The organism is Bacillus sp. jun7 (genome assembly GCF_051034795.1).
Taxonomy (GTDB): Bacteria; Bacillota; Bacilli; order Bacillales; family Bacillaceae; genus Bacillus; species Bacillus velezensis.
Genome location: NZ_CP093219.1, coordinates 3,480,546 through 3,498,039 on the forward strand (window position 1 = coordinate 3,480,546; position 17,494 = coordinate 3,498,039).

Here is a 17,494-nt window from a genome sequence, read left to right on the forward strand (position 1 = left end):
GGCTTTTGATTGTCACCATATCAGCCTGACGGCGGCCATCAGCACGACTCCTGTGATGACCGTGATGGATAAGCTTTTTGTCAGCATCGCACAAAGCAATGTCGGGATGAGAACGATCATTGCTTTCCAATCAAAGGTCAAAGCGCTGTTTGTTTTCACAATCATGCTTTCCGTTACCAGAGCAGTCAAAATGCAAAGCGGAATAAAGGAGAGCCATTTTAAAGCCAATTCAGGCATCTGAATGTTCCGGACAAATATAAACGGAACAATGCGCGGCACAAGTGTAACAATCATGCAGCCGAGTATAATCCAGATCATTTGTGTGCTGATGCTCATTTGTCCGTCACCACCCCGATCGTTGCCACAATCACGGTTGAGACGATGACCGCGATGTGTGACGGGACGAAATACGATAACAAGACCATAAAAATGATCATATAGAGAATTAAGGAGAGGCTGTGCTTCAGCTTTTCCGAAGCGGATGACTGCAATTGCAGCACAAGCAGCGCCGCGAACATAGCGGGCAAAGCAAAGTCCAGGCCGAGCGCGTAAGGATCAGATATCCATTGCCCGAGAAGCCCGCCCATCACGCAGGAAATAACCCAGCACATGTAAGCGGTTATATTGAGGCCGTTCATCCACTTATCGTGTAACCTGCCGTTCTGAGCCGCTTTGTTCACCGCTACTCCGAAAGATTCGTCAGTAAGCAGAGCCCCGAAGCCGATATTTTTCGCCAGAGAGTATTTCGTGAAATACGGCGCGATGGTCAGGCTCAGCAGAAGGTGCCGCAGATTGACGATAAACGTCGTTAAAATAATGGCGGAAATCGGACTCCCGGAAACAAGGAGCGAGCAAATAATAAATTGGGCGGCGCCGGCATAGACACACAAGGATAACAAACAGATTTCAAGAATGCTTAGATGAGAGGCAACGCCGACGATGCCGAAAGCAAAACCGATGCTCATATAGCCCAGCAGCGTAGGCACACAATCCCGCACCCCCTGTAAAAACGTATCGTTCATTTCCCGGGAAACGGCGGTTTTTTGCACTTCTGTGTTAATCATTTTTTATACTCCTTTCATAGAGATTATAATGATAACGACTAATGAAAAAATCAAAGAAAATACGGTTCACATTTATATGAACCGATTTCCGGTGACGACATGAAATAACGAATGGTTTTGTTTCATCAGGCCTTCAACTTTTTCAGCCCCGACTTCTTTCACAAGCTCTGCGAACATCAGATCGTGCCTCATATATTCCATGGCCACGAGAACGAGAGCGGGATCTTCTGATTTAATGGCCCAGGCATTCGTCTGCGGAGAAAAATTGGCGATTAAGACTTCTTTATTATCTCGGGCAGCTATCGTTAATCTTCCGCCCATCCGTTTCTCCGCCACTTCAGGAGACATATTATGATTTGTCGTATTTCCGAGCTTCACTTCCGGAGGGCCGAACACAATCGAAAAGACGGGCAATTGTTCGGCGGCGCGTTTATTAGCGGCTTCTTGAATAAAGGGAATCTGCTGTTCCCAGACAGACAGCCACAACTCTTCCTCGGCTTTTTCAATCATATCCTTCATCTCATTGATGACATGATCATTCGTGCTGATGCGGCGGATGACATTCATCTCCTGCTCGCTTTCCAGCGCCAATAACTTTTCCTCAAGGTAGCCGAATGAGCTCTCGAAATCGTGCCGGAGCCGGTCGATTAATTCCTTTCCGGCCAGCGGGGCATATGTAACCGGATCAGACGGTACAATATGGACAGCGCCTTTATCAACTAATTTCCCCAATACCTCATAGATCATTGAGCGGGGGACGCCTGACCTTTTGCTGATTTCATATCCGGTAACAGGCGAGTGTTTCAACAAGCCGATATATGCTTTACATTCATATTGAGAAAATCCAAACTTCTGTAATTCTTTCAGAACATCGTCCATAAACATCCTCCGTAGTGGTTATTCATGAAACTACTATAATGTAAGCGGTTATATCTTGTCAATGGGACTTGAGTGCTGAAAGAAAGGTTCGCCTGTTTTGTCGCTTTCCAACTTAGTTTATGATGAGTTACATGTATGGCTTTTGTGAAAAACGTTGCCGTAGACCCACACGAATGCCGTTTGATACGATAAATACAAGAAGTCAAAAAGAGGAGGATCACGGTGGAAAACACCTCTAAAATCGCTTTTTTATCGGTTATAAGCAATTCCCTGGTCGTCATGCTCAAAATAGTGGTGGGGATAATAACCGGATCTGTCGCGATACTTTCTGAAGCCATTCATTCTTTTTTAGATTTGATCGCCGCCTTCATCGCCTTTATCTCCGTCAGGATTTCAAAAAAGCCGGCTGATACAGGGCATCCGTACGGTCATGGAAAAGTCGAGAATCTGTCGGGGACCATCGAGACGATTCTGATTTTTGCGGCAGGGATTTGGATGATATATGAATGCGTTCAAAAACTGGTGAACCCGGCGCCGGTTCATCTGCCCGTATTGGGAATTGTTGTGATGCTTGCTGGGGCTCTCATTAATTTGATCGTTTCGAAGTTCGTAAAAAGAGAAGCCGAAAAGGTTAATTCCGTGGCAATGAAATCAAATGCCCTGCATTTACTGACTGACGTGTACACATCATTAGGCGTAGCGGCAAGCCTTTTGGTCGTTACCTTAACGGAGTGGTACATACTTGATCCCATTATAGGTATGGTGCTGGCGGTGTATATCATATATGAAGCGTTTAAATTAATGAAAGAAGCATTCCCGCCGCTGATTGATACCCGTTTGTCGGAAGAGGAAGAAAAAACAATTTTAAAGATTATCGAAACATTTCAACAGGAATTTATTGAAATTCACGATTTTCGTACAAGACGCTCCGGCCCGCAAGAGTATATTGATTTTCACCTGGTCGTACCCTCTCACGTGACGATTAAAGACGTGCACGACCTGTGTGACCGCATTGAAAGAGATATTACGGATGAATTCAAACAAGCACAGGTAATGATTCACCCCGAGCCGGAGAGCGAGAGGAAGAAATAAATCGATCTTATGTTTGCGTTTGTTCTCAGCAAAATGCCTGCAAAAGGCCCGTTCCCACGGGTCTTTTTGTTGTATAAATGTCCATTTCTCGCTCATATGAGAGAGAAGCTTATACACGTGAGGGATACATTTCATACGTTATGTTGTAAAGAAAAAGGGAGGTGAACAGAATTGAACGCTATTTCTGTTAAAGAAATTGAACATGGAGTTGCCGTTGCGGAAAGAGAAGGTTTAGGAGAGTATTTATACCAAGAACCGGTTTCCAAAAAATGTTCGGGCCGTTCCCGCAGCAGAAAACGGACACACCGTTCCCGCAGCAGAAGACGGAGTCATCACCGGACACACCGCTCCCGCAGCAGAAGACGGAGCCATCACCGGACACACCGCTCCCGCAGCAGAAGACGGAGCCATCACCGGACACACCGTTCACGCAGCAGAAGACGGAGCCATCACCGGACACACCGTTCACGCAGCAGACGGTCCCATCAAAAACGTACCCGCAAGCGCTGTTTTAAATGCTGACTGCAGACTCTATTACAAGTAACGGAGATCTGCTATAATGGCAAGAGAACTGCATAAAAGATCCGGTATCATCATCTGCGGACACTGAACTGACAACATGGCGCTGTTTGTTCGTGTCCGTTTTTCGTGTCAAAAAAAGATGCCGGAGGATAAAAAGGAAGGGATGATGCCGAATGAAGCTGAATGAGGACTTTTATAACTCTGAAGGAAAGACAGTCTCTTCGCAAAACATAAGCAGCAAGCTTTTGCATATCACGGACAGCGGGCATATCAGCGTTGACTTCATCAGCATAAGCAGGCTGCGGAAGGCTTCAAAAATCGCGATCTTAGGTGACAGCGTCGCCCGGGGGCTGCGTGCGGAATACGGCTTTGGTGACATTCTGAAAGACCGGACAGACGCTGAAATAACCAATCTGTCTGTCAGCGGCGTTAATATGAGCAACAACGGAAGCGATAACATTTATCAGCAAGCGCTTAAAACAAAGGGACATGATGTCATTATTGTCCAGGGAACAGATGATGATTGGTGCAACCACATTCCCATCGGCACAGATGAAAAGGATATCACCACATTTTACGGAGGCTTCTGTCAAGTGATTCAGCAGCTGCGAAGCGGAAATAAAGGCGCGAGCATCATTGTGGTGACCCCAACGAGACAAGCAAAAATATCAAAAGGAAAAATCGTCCGCCGTGATACTGATAAAAATAAACTGGGCCTGAAGCTGGCTGACTATGTGAAAGCCCAAAAAGAAGCCTGCACACTCCTCTCTGTACCGTATGCCGACCTGTTTGATACAGATCTCATCGACCCGTATAATCCCGCTTTCCGAAGCATGTGCATGTCAGAAGGTCTTCATCCGAACGAGAAAGGGCATCAAATCATATTTCAGGAAATCTGCCGGAATTATTATTACTATTATGGGTAACACAGCGCTAACAGATTATTTTCGGCCTTGCTTTTCTAAAAGCTCAATTATTCTTTGAGATGCGTGTTTTTGCGCTCTCAAAAGCGAGACGATATTACCGGTAAAACCGATTAAAATGATCAGCAGCAAAATGATCATCCACATCAGTGAACCTCCCGTCGAGTGTTGAAAAACCCACTCTTTATTTTACTTATTATGGATGGGGAAGAGAATAGGTCTAACTATTGGTGTTTCTTTATCAATCCATAAAAAAATGCACAGACTGAACGGGTCTGTGCATTTTTATTCGCTTATTTCAGCAGGTTCAATGATTCACGATTAAAGGCTTCCAAATCGTCAGGCGTTCTGCTCGTTACGATGTTATGGCTCACGACGACTTCTTCATCTTTATAATTTGCGCCGGCATTGATTAAGTCTTTGCGGATGCTGCGGAATCCCGTGATATCTTTTCCTTTAAGAAGGTCGGTATCAATCAGCAGCTGCGGGCCGTGGCAGATCGCGAAAACGGGTTTCTGATTTTCCACGAATGCTTTAGTGAATTCACCCGGGCGGTCATCTCCGCGCAGAAGATCCGGTGAAAAGCCTCCGGGAATCAATAACGCATCGAATTCCTTTGGGTCTGCGTCTGAGATCGCTTGATCGATCTTTACTTTCTCACCGTGCTTGCCCGTCACTTCTTTCCCTGCTTCTAAATCTATTGTCACCACACTGTGGCCCGCTTCTTTAAATGCTTCCGCCGGGCTTGTATATTCAATATCCTCAAATTGATCTGTCATCAGAACTGCAATTTTTTTGCTCATACATCATGCCTCCTGTGAATTTGTATATGACAAGAATATCAGGCGGATTGCCGCCTCACAACGTATTTGCTTGAAGATACGGCATGAAAAAAAGACCCCTCTGAAAAAGAGGAGCCAAAAGGTACGGAGGTCTGCTGAAACTTACGTGTTTAACTTGAGATAAGGCAAGAAATCGAATCAATTACTTTTTGCGTCTTTTTTTATCCTTTTTACACCCGCATTTCCCCGGATCGCCCGGATCAATGACTTCGTGAATTGTTTCTTCCTGATAAACGTGGCGGGGAACATAACGGATATGTTCTCTGTTAATGTGTTTGATGGGATGGACGTAAACCACTTCTTTGTCAGTATACTTGTCAGTCACAATATACTTAGGGTCACAGTAATACACTTTCGATTTTTTACCCATTCATCTCACCTCCCGTACTTTATTAAATGCTGAAAAGGAGGATTTTGCATCGGACAAGTACACCATGGCAAGTCCACAATTTTTCAGCTGCAATTTCGTTTTTCTGGTTTTTCCTGAAGCCGTCTCAAATTGGAATGGCTAACCCTTTTTGAACGGGGAAATCTATAAAAAAGAATTCAAAAACGATTCTTTTCTCAGGTCAATCGAGATGCATACATCTTTAGGGGGATTTCAGAATGCTCGATGAAAAAACGATTGAAATCATTAAAAGCACAGTGCCGGTCTTAAAAGAGCATGGTGAAGAAATCACAGGCCGATTTTATGACCTGCTGTTTCAGCATCACCCTGAGCTGCTGAATATCTTTAATCAGACAAATCAAAAGAAAAAAACACAGCGTACGGCCTTGTCGAATGCTGTGATTGCGGCCGCAGCCAATATTGACCGGCTGGAAAATATAGTCCCCGTCGTCAAACAAATCAGCCATAAGCACCGGAGTATCGGTGTTAAGCCCGAGCATTATCCAATCGTTGGAAAGTACTTGTTAATCTCGATAAAGGATGTGCTAAAAGACGGGGCTGCTCCTGAGGTCATTCAGGCATGGGAAAAAGCATACGGCGTCATTGCAGATGCTTTTATCGGAATTGAGAAGGACATGTATGAACAAGCGGAAACGCAAAAAGGCGGCTGGAAAGACGATAAGGCGTTTAAAATTGATAAAAAGGTAAAAGAAAGCAAAGAGATAACGTCGTTTTATTTAAAACCGGAAGACGGACAAGTTCTCCCCGAATTCAAAGCGGGACAGTATATCAGTGTAAAAGTATACATTCCGGACACGGGTTATACGCATATCCGCCAGTACAGTTTGTCGGATGTATCCGGTAAGGATTATTACCGGATTTCCGTGAAAAAAGACGGAATTGTTTCTTCATATCTGCATGACCAATTACACGAAAAGGATTCAATTGAGATCAGCGCTCCGGCCGGGGATTTCGTATTAGACCCTGATTCCAAAAAGAATCTGGTTCTCATCAGTGCCGGTGTCGGAATTACCCCGATGATCAGCATGTTAAAGACGGTTGCCAAAACCCAGCCGCAGCGAAACGTTCTCTTTATCCATGCGGCAAGGAGCGGAGAGTATCATGCGCTGCGGCATGAAGCTGAAGAAGCCGCAGAACACTCATCCGTTGACACCGTCTTTATTTACAGCGAGCCGTCCGAACAAGACCGTTCAGAAAACATTCGTTTTCGGGAAGGCCGGATTGACAAACAGCTGTTAGAAGAAGTGATGACAGATAAAGATGCTGATTTTTACCTGTGCGGATCACCGTCGTTCATTAAAGAAATGAAAAAGCTGATTTCTGAATTCAATACACCGCCGGAATCGATTCACTATGAATTATTCGAACCCCAGCTGAGTATGGTGTGATTGAAGAAGGAAGGACGATGATTTTAACGTATAAAGCACCCGGATCGGGTGCTTTTTTATTTTATATCGGCCCCGTTTGCGGAGTGGGTATTTTCTTCCTTGAATAAGCAGTTCCTGAAATGTCATTCCATCCTTGGAAATATTGCTTTTACAAGTAAACGGGGTTCTCGGTTCTGCCGATCTCGGAATTTTTGACCGCCATCAAAATCAGCCGCATGTAAAACATATGGCCTGCGAGTTGGATATTTGCGTTATTACGTCAGTCAGCTTTCACGGAGCGTTGAACAGCGGCAGGACATAAGAGAATCGGAACAAATTGAATTGGTCGCGGTTGTCATTGGGTTTCTTCATCGGAAGAATTATTACGAAAAGTAAAGCGAGAGCAAAGTTAAAAGCAGCGAAACGGCCGGTCAAAACTGTTTAACTGAGTTTCGTTAAAGAATACGGTTTGTTCCTGAATTTGGAGCGTAGATTTGACAGTTAGAGATTGCTATAGAGAAACACTGAGGCATAATTATTATTCTCTTATCCTGCTAATTGAGTTTTTTGGTTTAGAGCAAGGATCAGGAATAGGTTGCTAAATTTTTATCTGCAGGAAAATTTAAGGATAAAATAGACGCCTTATTTGTTGGATAAGAACAACGGGTTAAAAAAGGAGACAAGAGCAAGGGATTTGGAGAATAATAATGAAATCTTATTTGATTGGAAATTAATGAAACTATCCGTCATTCAGATCGTAAGATTAATGGAGGAGTGTTAATATGAATATAGATGTTGAAATATTTAAGATGGCACAAGAGGTAAAATGCGCTAAGAGTGTCAAAAATGTGTTTTGGGCATCGTCTTTCCTAAAATCTAAAGGAGACCGATGGAAAAAGAGGCTTTACTTCTTTCTTGGAGTTGTTAGTATAATAGCTTACTTTTTCATCGGGAGGGAATTTTTGTTTAAGAATTTATATTATTCATTAGAAGATTTGACTGCTAAATTAGATATTTCGAAGTCTAACGCCATTATATTAACTATAAGCCTTTCAATCTTTCCAATTATGGTGATAATTGCGGTTACTTTAAGGAAATATGCTATGTTGGTTGATCGTAAATGGGGAATAAGTGATTTATATTATTCACTTTCTTATAAGGCCTTAAAAAAATATTTACACAGAAAAAATTATAACAATAAAGTTATTGAAAAACGCATTTTACCTTATATAATATCGAAAAACTCCAATCTTGAGTTATATTCCATTGGTTCATTTCTGAAAATTGTGATTCCGTCTATTGTAGTATCAATACCTGTTAGTATATTTGGGGTATTGTTTATCACAAGTATTAATGAATCAGCCAGTTTAGTAGAATTTAAGGGATTTTTATTAACTCTTGGTTCTATTACAATTATGTTATGGTTTATTGGTGCAACATCATTTAAAGCATTACCCACATTAAGTATTTTTAGTGAAAAAAAAAGCATATAAGGAACTGGAACGGATTTTACAAGGATATTTATTAGAGAAAGAAATCAAACTAGGTAGTAGAAAGAAGATAAAGCGAAAAGTTTAAGTAAGCCCTAGACGGAAAGCCTGTGGACACTGATCATTGTACAGATTTATTGTGCTCTGATTGGTGTCCGTTTTTTGTTTTCCGGAAAAGGCGGCAAAGAAATGCTGATATAAATGCGTAGGATTCATCTGTGCGCTTCCCTTACCTTGGGATTGGCAAAGGATGAAACGATCCGGGAGCGGCTTTTTTAAGGGGAAATAACAGGAGGAAACATATGAAGGATTTAATCATTGAATATAAAAGCGCATTGACAGATATTAAAAAGGTATACCGGCAGTGAGCCTGATGGAGAGGCAAGCGATTGGGATATAGGGAAAGAATAGCGGATGCTTTATCTGTACTGACAGACCGCGAGAAAAATATTTTTATCATGCACGCTGTGCAAAATATATCTTATGAAGAAATAGCGGCTCTATTCAATATAAAAAAGGAACCGTCCAAAAGAATATTGAACGACCCCGCTTAAAAATAAAAAATAGAGCAAATGACAGTTTTTTGTTTATCTTGAACTGGCTGTTTTTTTATTATGATCTTTTATTAATGCCAAGTCGCTCACGTAATGCAAATTGAAGAGCTACCCGAAAAGTTTACACCTTCTTTTTCTGCTGTTTCTGCAAGCGATTTAGGTACAGTAAGTGTCTTTTTCACCGATTTGTTTTCCATTTCATCACGGACAATATCTGTCCAAGTGCTTATCATAACAACAAAACCGGTTGCCAACACTTTAATATCCTTTGGAGATGAGGGGGAAGGGATGTCTTCGCCGTCTTCTTCCATTCATATAAAAAGCCTTCTAGCGTATTTTTTGCCATGCTCATAGCTCATCCACGTTATCACCTTCTGAAATGCAGCTGGGTAAACCGGGGAAAGTAATTGTATAGTCGTCGCTACCGTCTTCTCCTGCATCAAAAATCGCCGGAAATAAATACTTTGCCATATATATAAAACCTCCTTACAAGGGGGGTGTTTAAGTATAGAGTCTAGTGTGCCGAGTTTGAAGTCTTTTTTTGATGTTTGACTGTTACCGTGCCCGGTTTGGTTGGGTGTTTAAAGTGATGATGACTACTAACAACCTGCTTTAAATACTACTCACCTTTAGTAAGTATCTTTTCGATATCTCTTGATAATTTCATGTTTCCCTTCCTTACATATAGGATTATAATGCGTATTATTTATACGTGTTGATACTTATTTGTGAAAAAAAGCATTTTTTGTCTTGCGGTTGAGTCTAATTTGTGAAAGGAACTTTTTGTTCGACAAATTTTTTCAAATGGTTCCTTTATCGCTCTCCTTTACCGATAATAAGGAAGGAGGGATCTAATTTGAGACTTAATATTAAAAACATCATATTCATATTTGTTATTGTTTCTTTATTTCTTGGAGATTTGCTACTTTACTCAGGAATATTAAATATGTTTTTTAAAGATAAAGAAACTATATGGGCTGGGTTAATTGCTTTTGCTGGTGCAATATTAGGAGGTGCAATTACATATTATGGTGTCAAACTTCAGATTCAGCACAGAGAAAAAGAAATTTTTATGAGCACTGTGACTGAAACTTTGACCAAGATAAATGTTTTAATGAGTTTTCTAACACCTAGTTTCAATAGCTTTTTCTTTTTAGAACATTGTTATATGGATGAAGATATTAAGGCAAGGCATATTCGAAGAAGTGTTATAGAATTTAACAAAGTTCTAACGGCACAAAAAGATATTGTTTACAAATATCTTGATTATGAATTGGTAGAATTAATTGAATTTCACCAGAAGTTCTTACATTTGCAAAATGAAAAATTGAGTTATAAAGAGGCGCATGCTGCAATGGAAAAATGCAGAGATATTTACACTGTGTTGAATAATGGAAAAGAGAGAGTAAAACAAAAGTATAGAAAATATAAAAGAACAGAATAGCAATCTTCGGGGTGCTTTTTTATATTCCATGTAAAAAACTCTGGTGAATCGTTCGACAAATTTTGCAAACAGTTCCTTCATTACGCTCTTTCACCGATAATAAGGTGGGAGGGGAAGCAGATTGAAAAAAATATTTATAATTATTCCTATACTAATTTTTGTTCTATCCGGTTGTGGTCTAGAAACAAAAGAGGCTGAAACTTTTTTAAAAGAGCTATCAAAAAATAAATCATTATCACAATATCTTAGTGGGGAGCCAACTTTAGAATATACAAACTCAATAAAAAAATATTATGAATTTAAAATTAATTTATCCATGAATAAGAAATTTAATAAACTCTCTGATAAAGAAAAATATAAAACTCTTTACCAAGTTTATGAGTTAATTAAGGATAAAGGCTTTTCTTATAAGATCAGTTGTGGGGATAAGTATACTTGTTCAGTAGATGAATTACATGCCAAGTATAACAACGATGATTATACAATTGATTTTAAAGATGGTTATTCTTTGAATCAGTTAGAAAAAAACGATGAAGTTATTTTTGATGTGGAGGATGAGAAAGAGAAAAGTAAAGAAAATTTATCAGAAGAAGAGACTCAATCATCTAGTGACCAAATCATATATGATTACATGGAAAACGAATTTAATAGAATTACAAATTACGGGGAGAATTACACCCCTGAGATACATGATTCAATGGTTGCTGAACTTGCAAGCAAAAAGTTCGGTATAACAGCTGAAGAAGCAAATGAAATATACGTGAGCATGTCTATGAATAAATATAAATAACTATAACTGAGATAAATCTTGAAATTAAATCTATAATTATGCTAGCGCCTCAAAATGAGGCGCTTTTTTATATTCTCTGTAAACTTCACCCGGTGATTCTCAGGATAAACAATTGGCGGTTAACAGTCTGAGTGCGGGGGCAGTTTAGAAAGAATATTGGAGGGAGTACATGGAAACAATTAGTTAAGCTTTTGAGGAATTAGGAAGGAATGAGATATGCGGCTGAAAGAATGCCAACCCCCAAGCCGCTTTCCGCGGAAACTTTTATTATGTTGAGTAAAGGAGATTGAGCATGGAAACAATTTATGCGCACTCATTTGAGACGTCATGGTTTATTGCGCTCACGTTCTTCTGCTTGTCGTGTGTAGTCTGTTCAGGTAAATCAGAAAAGGAATAAGCATGGCAAGGCAACTTGACGAATTAGACAAAATCTATAATACAGCAAGCTGGAAGCGAGTAAGAAAAGTCGTTCTGGTTAGGGACGGCTATTTGTGTTGTGAATGCTGTCATCGTGGATTGGTAACGGAAGCGAATACGGTTCACCATAGCATTGCATTAAGGGATGAAGTAATAAACGATCTGTTTAAAGTTCCACAAAACGGAGCAACCGGAAAGAAGCGGTGGGGAGAAGTCAGAAAACGAAGTTCGAATATAAGCTTCTCGGATAAAAAAGCATAAACGGCATATGCAATCCTTGACGGTATTTGGATCGGAAACAAAAGTAAAGAGCGAATCTCTACTAAAACAGGTATTTTAGGATTTCTCAAATGAGATTCCTATTTAAATGGTCAGGATTATTTTACATATTGTTGAAATAAAAGTAAAAATATAGTATGTTAGACTAGAAAACAAATTAAGGAGGATTTGTATGAAATTGTTAAATAACTCAATTTGCTTTCTGGTCGTAACTTTATTGATTGCTACTATTGGATTTTCGCCACAAACGAAAGCAACACAAGAGGACTCGTTTGGATTAGCAAAACCAGTAACCTTTGAAGAAAAAGAAACTTTAACAGTAGATAAGAATGGAGTGGCTAAGAGCAATAATGATGACCAGGTTTCTGCCATTAAGGAGGCACGACAACTTGCCAAGCAGGATAGCCACAATGAAATAACGTATAAGAACCCCCTAGCTAAAGAAGAAAACAATATTGTTAATGTGCCAGTCGTTGAGAAAAAAGAAGAGAAAGCGCACACTAAAGCAGCTAGCTTAGTTACGATGTCCTACACAACAATATATGACCCCAACAAAAAATCCATCACAACTACAATAAAAATAGCAAGCATAGTTGGCGAAAAGCCTATAGTCATTGAAGCAAGAAACGATTTATATGAAAGTAACACTTATAGCGGAAAATATGGAAGGGTTTTTCTCCATAACAGAGAATTTTTAGGAAAAGACATTAAAGTAGGTAAATCATATTCAAAGTCGTATTATCCAAAAAAGACAAAGTTTTTTATGTCCCAACATACTTCAGTAGCCGGCTGGAAAGGCTCACTACCTGATACTTCAACTGGAACGTTGGCTCCTGCTCTTGCGAATAAAATAGCATGGCTGTATCCAAAAATAATAAATACTCACAACAATAAAACAATGCCTTTACCGGCTAAAGCAAATTTCCCTAAAATCCCACTTGAAGATAGAGTAAAATGGGACAGCTCGAAGGATCGAGATAATTATATAAAGAAATATATCGAAAAATATGGTAATCCAAAGTGGAAATGGTCAGAATTTGATATTCACCATGTGCTTCCGAGAGAATATGGAGGGAATAACAGCTTTAACAACTTGTACCCACTGACAAGAGATATACATCAACAAATTGTAAACCCTTGGTGGATGAAGTATTAAAAGAGGTGGCGCAATGGCGATTTTTATTGAAAAAACATTAAATGGCTTAAAAGAATTACTTAATGAAAAAAGACAATTAAAAATTTTACGAAGTGAAGGAGATCTGGCTGAAGTGGAGTGTACCTTTTCTAATGGTGCCACAGACGAAGAGATTGCACTTTTTGAAAAGAAAATAAATGTTTCGCTCCCTAATGACTATAAAGCTTTTTTGAAACTGCATAATGGGGCCAGAATATTTGAATCGTTGATTTACGGTGAGAATGTGGGTGGGGGTTTGCATATTCTTAATTTAGAAGAGATTGAAAAGTATATGCAAAATGGTTTTTTAGAGCCTCAGTTTATTCCTGTCGCACATCTGTTAGACGGATGTTATTTGTTAATTGACAAAACCAATATTTCCACAGATCCAAACTATTTATGGTTCCACGGATTTGTCGAGTATGAACCCATGCAACTTAATTTTGAGATATTTTTAGATAGGTATATCTTGTCTCAAGGAGCAAATTTTTGGGAGTGGAATATTTACACTGCTGAAAATTATTACAGAACTCACCAGAGTGATGAGCTTTAATCATTCGTATACGACCGATTTAAGCCCATCAGGATAAACAGCCGGAACAATAATGCCTTATAAAAGAAGCATTGAATTTTCTAAGCATGATATTTTAGCCGAGGAGAAAATGAGGCACCTGGAGGGATTGTAATTGAAAAAAGTTATTCTTTGTGCAGCTCTCACCTTCGTTACGTTAAGTGGTTTAGCTGCAGTCAAAATGAATCATGCATCATCGGATGTTAAGATAACAGAGCGCCCGGTCGGTACTCTGCAATTAGCAGAGCGGCCAGTTGGCACATAAAAAAAGCCCCTGTCCGGGGCTTTTTTTAATAAAGAGAGGGAGCATCTGTCCACCATTCTGACAGCCCAAAAGAAAAACCCCGGAAACATTGTCATTGACAACATGTCCGGGGTTTAATCCAATGCTCTTTAAAGAGCGTTTTACTTAACGGGAGTAGAACTCAACGATAAGCGCTTCGTTAATTTCCGGAGCAAGCTCAGAGCGCTCTGGAAGACGAGTGAATGTACCTTCAAGCTTTTCAGCGTCGAAAGTAAGGTACTCAGGAACGAAGTTGTTTACTTCTACAGATTCTTTGATGATAGAAAGGTTTCTTGATTTTTCGCGAACACCGATTGTTTGACCAGGTTTTACTTGGTAAGACGGAATGTCAACGCGGCTTCCGTCAACAAGAATGTGACCGTGGTTAACTAATTGGCGAGCTTGACGGCGAGTGCGTGCAAGACCGAGCTTGTACACAACGTTATCAAGACGTGCATCTAAAAGAATCATGAAGTTTTCGCCGTGTTTACCAGTCATTTTTGCAGCTTTGTCAAACAATGTGCGGAATTGACGTTCGTTTACACCGTACATGTGACGAAGTTTTTGCTTTTCTTGCAATTGCAAACCGTATTCTGATAGTTTTTTACGCTGTCCCGGACCGTGGGGACCTGGTGCGTAAGGGCGTTTTTCTAATTCTTTACCTGTACCGCTAAGAGAGATTCCTAAACGGCGGGACAGTTTCCAAGATGGACCTGTATAGCGAGCCATAATGTGACTCCTCCTTTGGTTTTATTTTGTGGAAAATAAAAACCGTCTGTTCGATCCGACCGTGCACATTTTGTTTTCATGTATCCTCGCTCCAGCAGCAGAGAGTTACACGATACACCTTACAGCTAAGGAACAAAATGCAAACACAGAAGCTGAACAAAAAGGCTGCAATATTTCACACAAAGAACATTATATGATTTTTCCCCGCCGCCGTCAACCATTTCTCCATGAAGAGTGCCGGTTTATGATATAATGTACAAAAATGAGTAGTACATGTTTAGGTGATAAAAATGAAAAAACAAACAATTGATGAAGTGACGGCCTTTCATCAGAAAATGCTTTCTTTTTTCTTAACGAAATCTGAATCCGTCTCATTATCCGACTCGCTGTTATGGCTGGCCTCAGCTCTAGAATCCTGCTTTACATCTCTTTCATTGACCCTTTCACCGGCAGAATCAACACGTTTCACCATAAAAACAGAAGATGAACCGCATTATGCTCCGCTGAAAGAGAGTGACGGCCGTTTTATGATCAGGAATCAGACGTCCGGCAGATCCTTTTATCTGCGCTCGGAAGGCGGGCTGCCGATCCCGGAATCATTGCCTGAGATCGTTACTCAGTTTATCAATCAATCTGTGAGACAAAGCGGGCTGTTTGACAAAACGAAGCATCAGCGGAAAATTCACAGAATGACAGAAATGTTCCATTCGCTTTTGGATCAAAATGAGGTTTTGGAAAAACTGCAGGCAAGTTTGAGTACGGCTTTCCGGTCTTTCCGCTTTTCACTGTTTATCACGCAGGATCAGGATACGGACAGACAGCTTTCCGCAAAAGAATTACATATGGATGGAAAAGATGCCGATCCGTCTGCCCTGAAGGTTTATTTATCGGGGAGACTGCTCAGAAAAGGCAGGTCATCTGCTTACCTGCCGATCAAAGGCCAGCAGGGGACTTACGGGGTTCTGAAGACGGAGGGGCTGCAGGATGCCGTTCTTTCGTGCAGTACTCTCAGTGAAATGCTGCTGCTTGCGGGCGCAGCGGGAAAAGCATTTGAAAATGCGCAGCTCTATGAGCAATCGAAAAAAAGCATTGCGAATCTGGAGCTCATTAATGAAACATCGCGCCAGCTGAATCAGCGCCTCAGACTCACTGACACGATGCGGGAACTCGCCGCCATTATGACCCAATCATTTCATGCGGAAGAAGTGGCTTTTTTTCATATTGATCATTTTGAGACGCAAAATCTGCTTCCGGGACATACCGCTTTTTTTAAGACAGAACGTGCGAACCCCTATATCAGCATTGTGAAAGAAAAGCTGTTCGAGGGAGAAAAGGGCGTGTTTATCGGCAGCGGAAAGACTGTATTCGGCGAAAATGGCTTCGGCTCGCTGATGGCGGTGCCGATGATCGAAAATGACACCGTCTTCGGGTTCGCGATTTTATTGAAAAAGGATTTGTATGCTTTTACGTTTGAAATGTATAAGCTTTTTCAAGCGCTCATTCACCATGCGACATTGGCGGTCACGAACTCCATGCTGCGCGACAGGCTTGAGCATCTTGTTCAGACAGACCAGCTGACGGAGCTGTATTCAAGAACCTATTTGGATGAGAAAATTCAATACAGCATGAAAATTCATAAACGGGGTGTATTCATCCTCGTTGATATCGATAATTTCAAAACCATTAATGATACATACGGTCATCAAACGGGAGATTCGATCCTGATTCAGGTGGCCTCCGTTATGAAAAACCATATTCGTGAGCACGATGTCGCTGCAAGGTGGGGGGGCGAGGAGCTGGCTGTCTATCTGCCGAATATCAACGTGTCATCCGGAGAACGCATCGCTAAAAGGCTTGTTCGCGCCATCCGGGAAAACACCGAGCCGCGCGTGACGATTTCCTGCGGCGTTTCCTGCTGGTCAAAGACAGGCCCGATGCCGTTGAAAATGCTCGTTCAGCAAGCGGACGAGGCGCTTTATATCGCCAAACGGAACGGCAAAAACCGGCTGATCATCCATCAAAACAGCACGACGACATAAAAAAGGAGCCGGCCTGCCGGCCGGGCTCCTTTTTTTATCCTAATCGTTTTTCAAGCGTTTCAACAAACTTTGCTAAATAGGCTTCGTCCGTTTCATCAAAACGGTTTTTCACAGGGCTGTCAATGTCCAGCACACCGATCACTTCACCGTTTACGCGGATCGGGAGGACGATTTCTGACTGGGAAGCCGCGTCACAGGCGATATGTCCCGGGAACGCATTCACATCGGCAATCCGCTGCACGGCGCCGTTAGAGTAGGCAGTGCCGCATACGCCTCTGCCGAACGGGATGCGCACACAGGCAGGAAGTCCTTGAAACGGTCCGAGCACGAGCTCGCCCTCTTTCGCAAAGTAAAACCCCGCCCAGTTGACTTCATGTAATGAATGGTATAAAAGCGCTGATGCATTCGCGTAATTTGCGATCGCATCCGTTTCATCTTCTGTCATGGCTTCGAGCTGTTTAAGCAGAAGCTGATAACTTTTTTCTTTATCTCCGGATTGTTTTTCGACATGAAACATGGAAAACCCTCACTTTTTCTATAATATCAAACAAAGTTCCGGCCGTTCTGCCGGCATTTGTCGAGAAGTTCTTACAGGAACGGCGCCTTTCTGCTTGAATTGTTACACA

General features: G+C 41.2%; 23 protein-coding genes and 1 pseudogene. 14 read left to right on the forward strand and 10 right to left on the reverse strand.

Annotation, left to right across the window (positions count from 1 at the left end):
• Positions 1-12: 12 nt before the first annotated feature.
• The 3 genes from MJQ52_RS17275 to MJQ52_RS17285 form a co-directional block, all read right to left on the reverse strand.
• On the reverse strand, positions 13-336 hold the full coding sequence (locus MJQ52_RS17275; protein ID WP_003152394.1) for an AzlD domain-containing protein: 324 nt from the start codon (positions 334-336) through the stop codon (positions 13-15).
• Positions 333-1,064 (reverse strand): AzlC family ABC transporter permease, encoded by a 732-nt coding sequence (locus MJQ52_RS17280; RefSeq protein WP_077722711.1) that lies wholly within the window; start codon positions 1,062-1,064, stop codon positions 333-335. Before MJQ52_RS17280 ends, MJQ52_RS17275 begins: the two co-directional genes overlap by 4 nt.
• A gap of 72 nt (positions 1,065-1,136) precedes the next feature.
• Positions 1,137-1,943: a TrmB family transcriptional regulator gene (locus MJQ52_RS17285; protein WP_025285117.1), complete on the reverse strand. Its 807-nt coding sequence runs from the start codon at positions 1,941-1,943 to the stop codon at positions 1,137-1,139.
• A gap of 222 nt (positions 1,944-2,165) precedes the next feature.
• Here MJQ52_RS17285 and MJQ52_RS17290 point away from each other — a divergent pair, with 222 nt between their 5' ends.
• From MJQ52_RS17290 to MJQ52_RS17305, 4 genes and pseudogenes are all read left to right on the forward strand, one after another.
• Positions 2,166-3,035 carry a cation diffusion facilitator family transporter gene (locus MJQ52_RS17290; protein ID WP_094247651.1) on the forward strand — a complete coding sequence of 290 codons (870 nt, stop codon included), beginning with the start codon at positions 2,166-2,168 and terminating at the stop codon, positions 3,033-3,035.
• A gap of 171 nt (positions 3,036-3,206) precedes the next feature.
• Positions 3,207-3,257, forward strand: a pseudogene (locus tag MJQ52_RS17295) (hypothetical protein); the annotation flags it as partial.
• Between the two features lie 47 nt (positions 3,258-3,304).
• Positions 3,305-3,550, forward strand: a complete 246-nt coding sequence (locus MJQ52_RS17300; RefSeq protein WP_172424421.1) for a hypothetical protein — start codon at positions 3,305-3,307, stop codon at positions 3,548-3,550.
• 180 nt (positions 3,551-3,730) lie between these two features.
• Entirely contained in the window at positions 3,731-4,483 is a 753-nt protein-coding gene (locus tag MJQ52_RS17305; protein WP_029973317.1) for an SGNH/GDSL hydrolase family protein, read from the forward strand.
• A gap of 15 nt (positions 4,484-4,498) precedes the next feature.
• On the opposite strand, the gene MJQ52_RS17310 is transcribed toward MJQ52_RS17305, so the two are convergent.
• The 3 genes from MJQ52_RS17310 to MJQ52_RS17320 form a co-directional block, all read right to left on the reverse strand.
• Complete coding sequence (locus tag MJQ52_RS17310; protein ID WP_255219918.1) at positions 4,499-4,627, reverse strand: hypothetical protein; 129 nt, start codon at positions 4,625-4,627, stop codon at positions 4,499-4,501.
• Positions 4,628-4,773: 146 nt separating this feature from the next.
• Positions 4,774-5,283: a type 1 glutamine amidotransferase domain-containing protein gene (locus MJQ52_RS17315; protein ID WP_063636788.1), complete on the reverse strand. Its 510-nt coding sequence runs from the start codon at positions 5,281-5,283 to the stop codon at positions 4,774-4,776.
• A 181-nt stretch (positions 5,284-5,464) separates the two neighbouring features.
• Complete coding sequence (locus tag MJQ52_RS17320) at positions 5,465-5,692, reverse strand: hypothetical protein (protein ID WP_003152402.1); 228 nt, start codon at positions 5,690-5,692, stop codon at positions 5,465-5,467.
• Between the two features lie 236 nt (positions 5,693-5,928).
• Here MJQ52_RS17320 and hmpA point away from each other — a divergent pair, with 236 nt between their 5' ends.
• From hmpA to MJQ52_RS17340, 4 genes are all read left to right on the forward strand, one after another.
• Positions 5,929-7,119 carry an NO-inducible flavohemoprotein gene (hmpA, locus tag MJQ52_RS17325; protein WP_094247652.1) on the forward strand — a complete coding sequence of 397 codons (1,191 nt, stop codon included), beginning with the start codon at positions 5,929-5,931 and terminating at the stop codon, positions 7,117-7,119.
• Between the two features lie 246 nt (positions 7,120-7,365).
• Positions 7,366-7,494: a DnaB-like helicase C-terminal domain-containing protein gene (locus MJQ52_RS17330; RefSeq protein WP_229154343.1), complete on the forward strand. Its 129-nt coding sequence runs from the start codon at positions 7,366-7,368 to the stop codon at positions 7,492-7,494.
• A gap of 386 nt (positions 7,495-7,880) precedes the next feature.
• Entirely contained in the window at positions 7,881-8,591 is a 711-nt protein-coding gene (locus MJQ52_RS17335; RefSeq protein ID WP_094247653.1) for a hypothetical protein, read from the forward strand.
• A 386-nt stretch (positions 8,592-8,977) separates the two neighbouring features.
• On the forward strand, positions 8,978-9,142 hold the full coding sequence (locus MJQ52_RS17340; RefSeq protein ID WP_223257606.1) for a sigma factor-like helix-turn-helix DNA-binding protein: 165 nt from the start codon (positions 8,978-8,980) through the stop codon (positions 9,140-9,142).
• A gap of 86 nt (positions 9,143-9,228) precedes the next feature.
• Here the strand turns inward: MJQ52_RS17340 and MJQ52_RS17345 are convergent, their stop codons facing one another.
• Together MJQ52_RS17345 and MJQ52_RS17350 are read right to left on the reverse strand one after the other, a co-directional pair.
• Entirely contained in the window at positions 9,229-9,453 is a 225-nt protein-coding gene (locus tag MJQ52_RS17345; protein WP_223257607.1) for a hypothetical protein, read from the reverse strand.
• 37 nt (positions 9,454-9,490) lie between these two features.
• Positions 9,491-9,613, reverse strand: coding sequence for a type II toxin-antitoxin system HicB family antitoxin (locus MJQ52_RS17350; RefSeq protein ID WP_223257608.1), 123 nt, complete (start codon positions 9,611-9,613; stop codon positions 9,491-9,493).
• A gap of 385 nt (positions 9,614-9,998) precedes the next feature.
• Here MJQ52_RS17350 and MJQ52_RS17355 point away from each other — a divergent pair, with 385 nt between their 5' ends.
• From MJQ52_RS17355 to MJQ52_RS17375, 5 genes are all read left to right on the forward strand, one after another.
• Positions 9,999-10,586: a hypothetical protein gene (locus tag MJQ52_RS17355; protein WP_063636785.1), complete on the forward strand. Its 588-nt coding sequence runs from the start codon at positions 9,999-10,001 to the stop codon at positions 10,584-10,586.
• A 121-nt stretch (positions 10,587-10,707) separates the two neighbouring features.
• Positions 10,708-11,376, forward strand: coding sequence for a hypothetical protein (locus tag MJQ52_RS17360; protein ID WP_063636784.1), 669 nt, complete (start codon positions 10,708-10,710; stop codon positions 11,374-11,376).
• Positions 11,377-12,244: 868 nt separating this feature from the next.
• On the forward strand, positions 12,245-13,228 hold the full coding sequence (locus MJQ52_RS17365) for an HNH endonuclease signature motif containing protein (RefSeq protein WP_063636783.1): 984 nt from the start codon (positions 12,245-12,247) through the stop codon (positions 13,226-13,228).
• A 13-nt stretch (positions 13,229-13,241) separates the two neighbouring features.
• A complete protein-coding gene (locus MJQ52_RS17370) occupies positions 13,242-13,799 on the forward strand; it encodes an SMI1/KNR4 family protein (RefSeq protein ID WP_070082214.1) in 558 nt (185 codons plus the stop codon).
• Between the two features lie 133 nt (positions 13,800-13,932).
• Positions 13,933-14,082, forward strand: coding sequence for a PhrK family phosphatase-inhibitory pheromone (locus MJQ52_RS17375; protein WP_162886258.1), 150 nt, complete (start codon positions 13,933-13,935; stop codon positions 14,080-14,082).
• Positions 14,083-14,226: 144 nt separating this feature from the next.
• Here MJQ52_RS17375 and rpsD read toward each other — a convergent pair whose 3' ends face one another.
• Complete coding sequence (gene rpsD, locus MJQ52_RS17380; protein ID WP_003152406.1) at positions 14,227-14,829, reverse strand: 30S ribosomal protein S4; 603 nt, start codon at positions 14,827-14,829, stop codon at positions 14,227-14,229.
• 290 nt (positions 14,830-15,119) lie between these two features.
• On the opposite strand from rpsD, the gene MJQ52_RS17385 reads away from it, so the two are divergent.
• Positions 15,120-16,868, forward strand: coding sequence for a sensor domain-containing diguanylate cyclase (locus tag MJQ52_RS17385; RefSeq protein WP_094247654.1), 1,749 nt, complete (start codon positions 15,120-15,122; stop codon positions 16,866-16,868).
• 34 nt (positions 16,869-16,902) lie between these two features.
• Here MJQ52_RS17385 and MJQ52_RS17390 read toward each other — a convergent pair whose 3' ends face one another.
• Positions 16,903-17,385, reverse strand: coding sequence for a GAF domain-containing protein (locus MJQ52_RS17390; protein ID WP_025853271.1), 483 nt, complete (start codon positions 17,383-17,385; stop codon positions 16,903-16,905).
• Between the last annotated feature and the right edge of the window lie 109 nt (positions 17,386-17,494).

Coding starts and splice junctions, on each gene's coding strand:
- hmpA (WP_094247652.1), top strand. CDS start 5,929: ATGCTCGATGAAAAAACGATTGAAATCATTAAAAGCACAGTGCCGGTC.
- MJQ52_RS17365 (WP_063636783.1), top strand. CDS start 12,245: ATGAAATTGTTAAATAACTCAATTTGCTTTCTGGTCGTAACTTTATTG.
- MJQ52_RS17280 (WP_077722711.1), bottom strand. CDS start 1,064: ATGATTAACACAGAAGTGCAAAAAACCGCCGTTTCCCGGGAAATGAAC.
- MJQ52_RS17310 (WP_255219918.1), bottom strand. CDS start 4,627: ATGTGGATGATCATTTTGCTGCTGATCATTTTAATCGGTTTTACCGGT.
- MJQ52_RS17320 (WP_003152402.1), bottom strand. CDS start 5,692: ATGGGTAAAAAATCGAAAGTGTATTACTGTGACCCTAAGTATATTGTG.
- MJQ52_RS17305 (WP_029973317.1), top strand. CDS start 3,731: ATGAAGCTGAATGAGGACTTTTATAACTCTGAAGGAAAGACAGTCTCT.
- MJQ52_RS17390 (WP_025853271.1), bottom strand. CDS start 17,385: ATGTTTCATGTCGAAAAACAATCCGGAGATAAAGAAAAAAGTTATCAG.
- MJQ52_RS17370 (WP_070082214.1), top strand. CDS start 13,242: ATGGCGATTTTTATTGAAAAAACATTAAATGGCTTAAAAGAATTACTT.
- MJQ52_RS17350 (WP_223257608.1), bottom strand. CDS start 9,613: ATGGCAAAGTATTTATTTCCGGCGATTTTTGATGCAGGAGAAGACGGT.
- MJQ52_RS17315 (WP_063636788.1), bottom strand. CDS start 5,283: ATGAGCAAAAAAATTGCAGTTCTGATGACAGATCAATTTGAGGATATT.
- MJQ52_RS17335 (WP_094247653.1), top strand. CDS start 7,881: ATGAATATAGATGTTGAAATATTTAAGATGGCACAAGAGGTAAAATGC.
- MJQ52_RS17345 (WP_223257607.1), bottom strand. CDS start 9,453: ATGGAAGAAGACGGCGAAGACATCCCTTCCCCCTCATCTCCAAAGGAT.
- MJQ52_RS17285 (WP_025285117.1), bottom strand. CDS start 1,943: ATGGACGATGTTCTGAAAGAATTACAGAAGTTTGGATTTTCTCAATAT.
- rpsD (WP_003152406.1), bottom strand. CDS start 14,829: ATGGCTCGCTATACAGGTCCATCTTGGAAACTGTCCCGCCGTTTAGGA.
- MJQ52_RS17275 (WP_003152394.1), bottom strand. CDS start 336: ATGAGCATCAGCACACAAATGATCTGGATTATACTCGGCTGCATGATT.
- MJQ52_RS17385 (WP_094247654.1), top strand. CDS start 15,120: ATGAAAAAACAAACAATTGATGAAGTGACGGCCTTTCATCAGAAAATG.
- MJQ52_RS17300 (WP_172424421.1), top strand. CDS start 3,305: ATGTTCGGGCCGTTCCCGCAGCAGAAAACGGACACACCGTTCCCGCAG.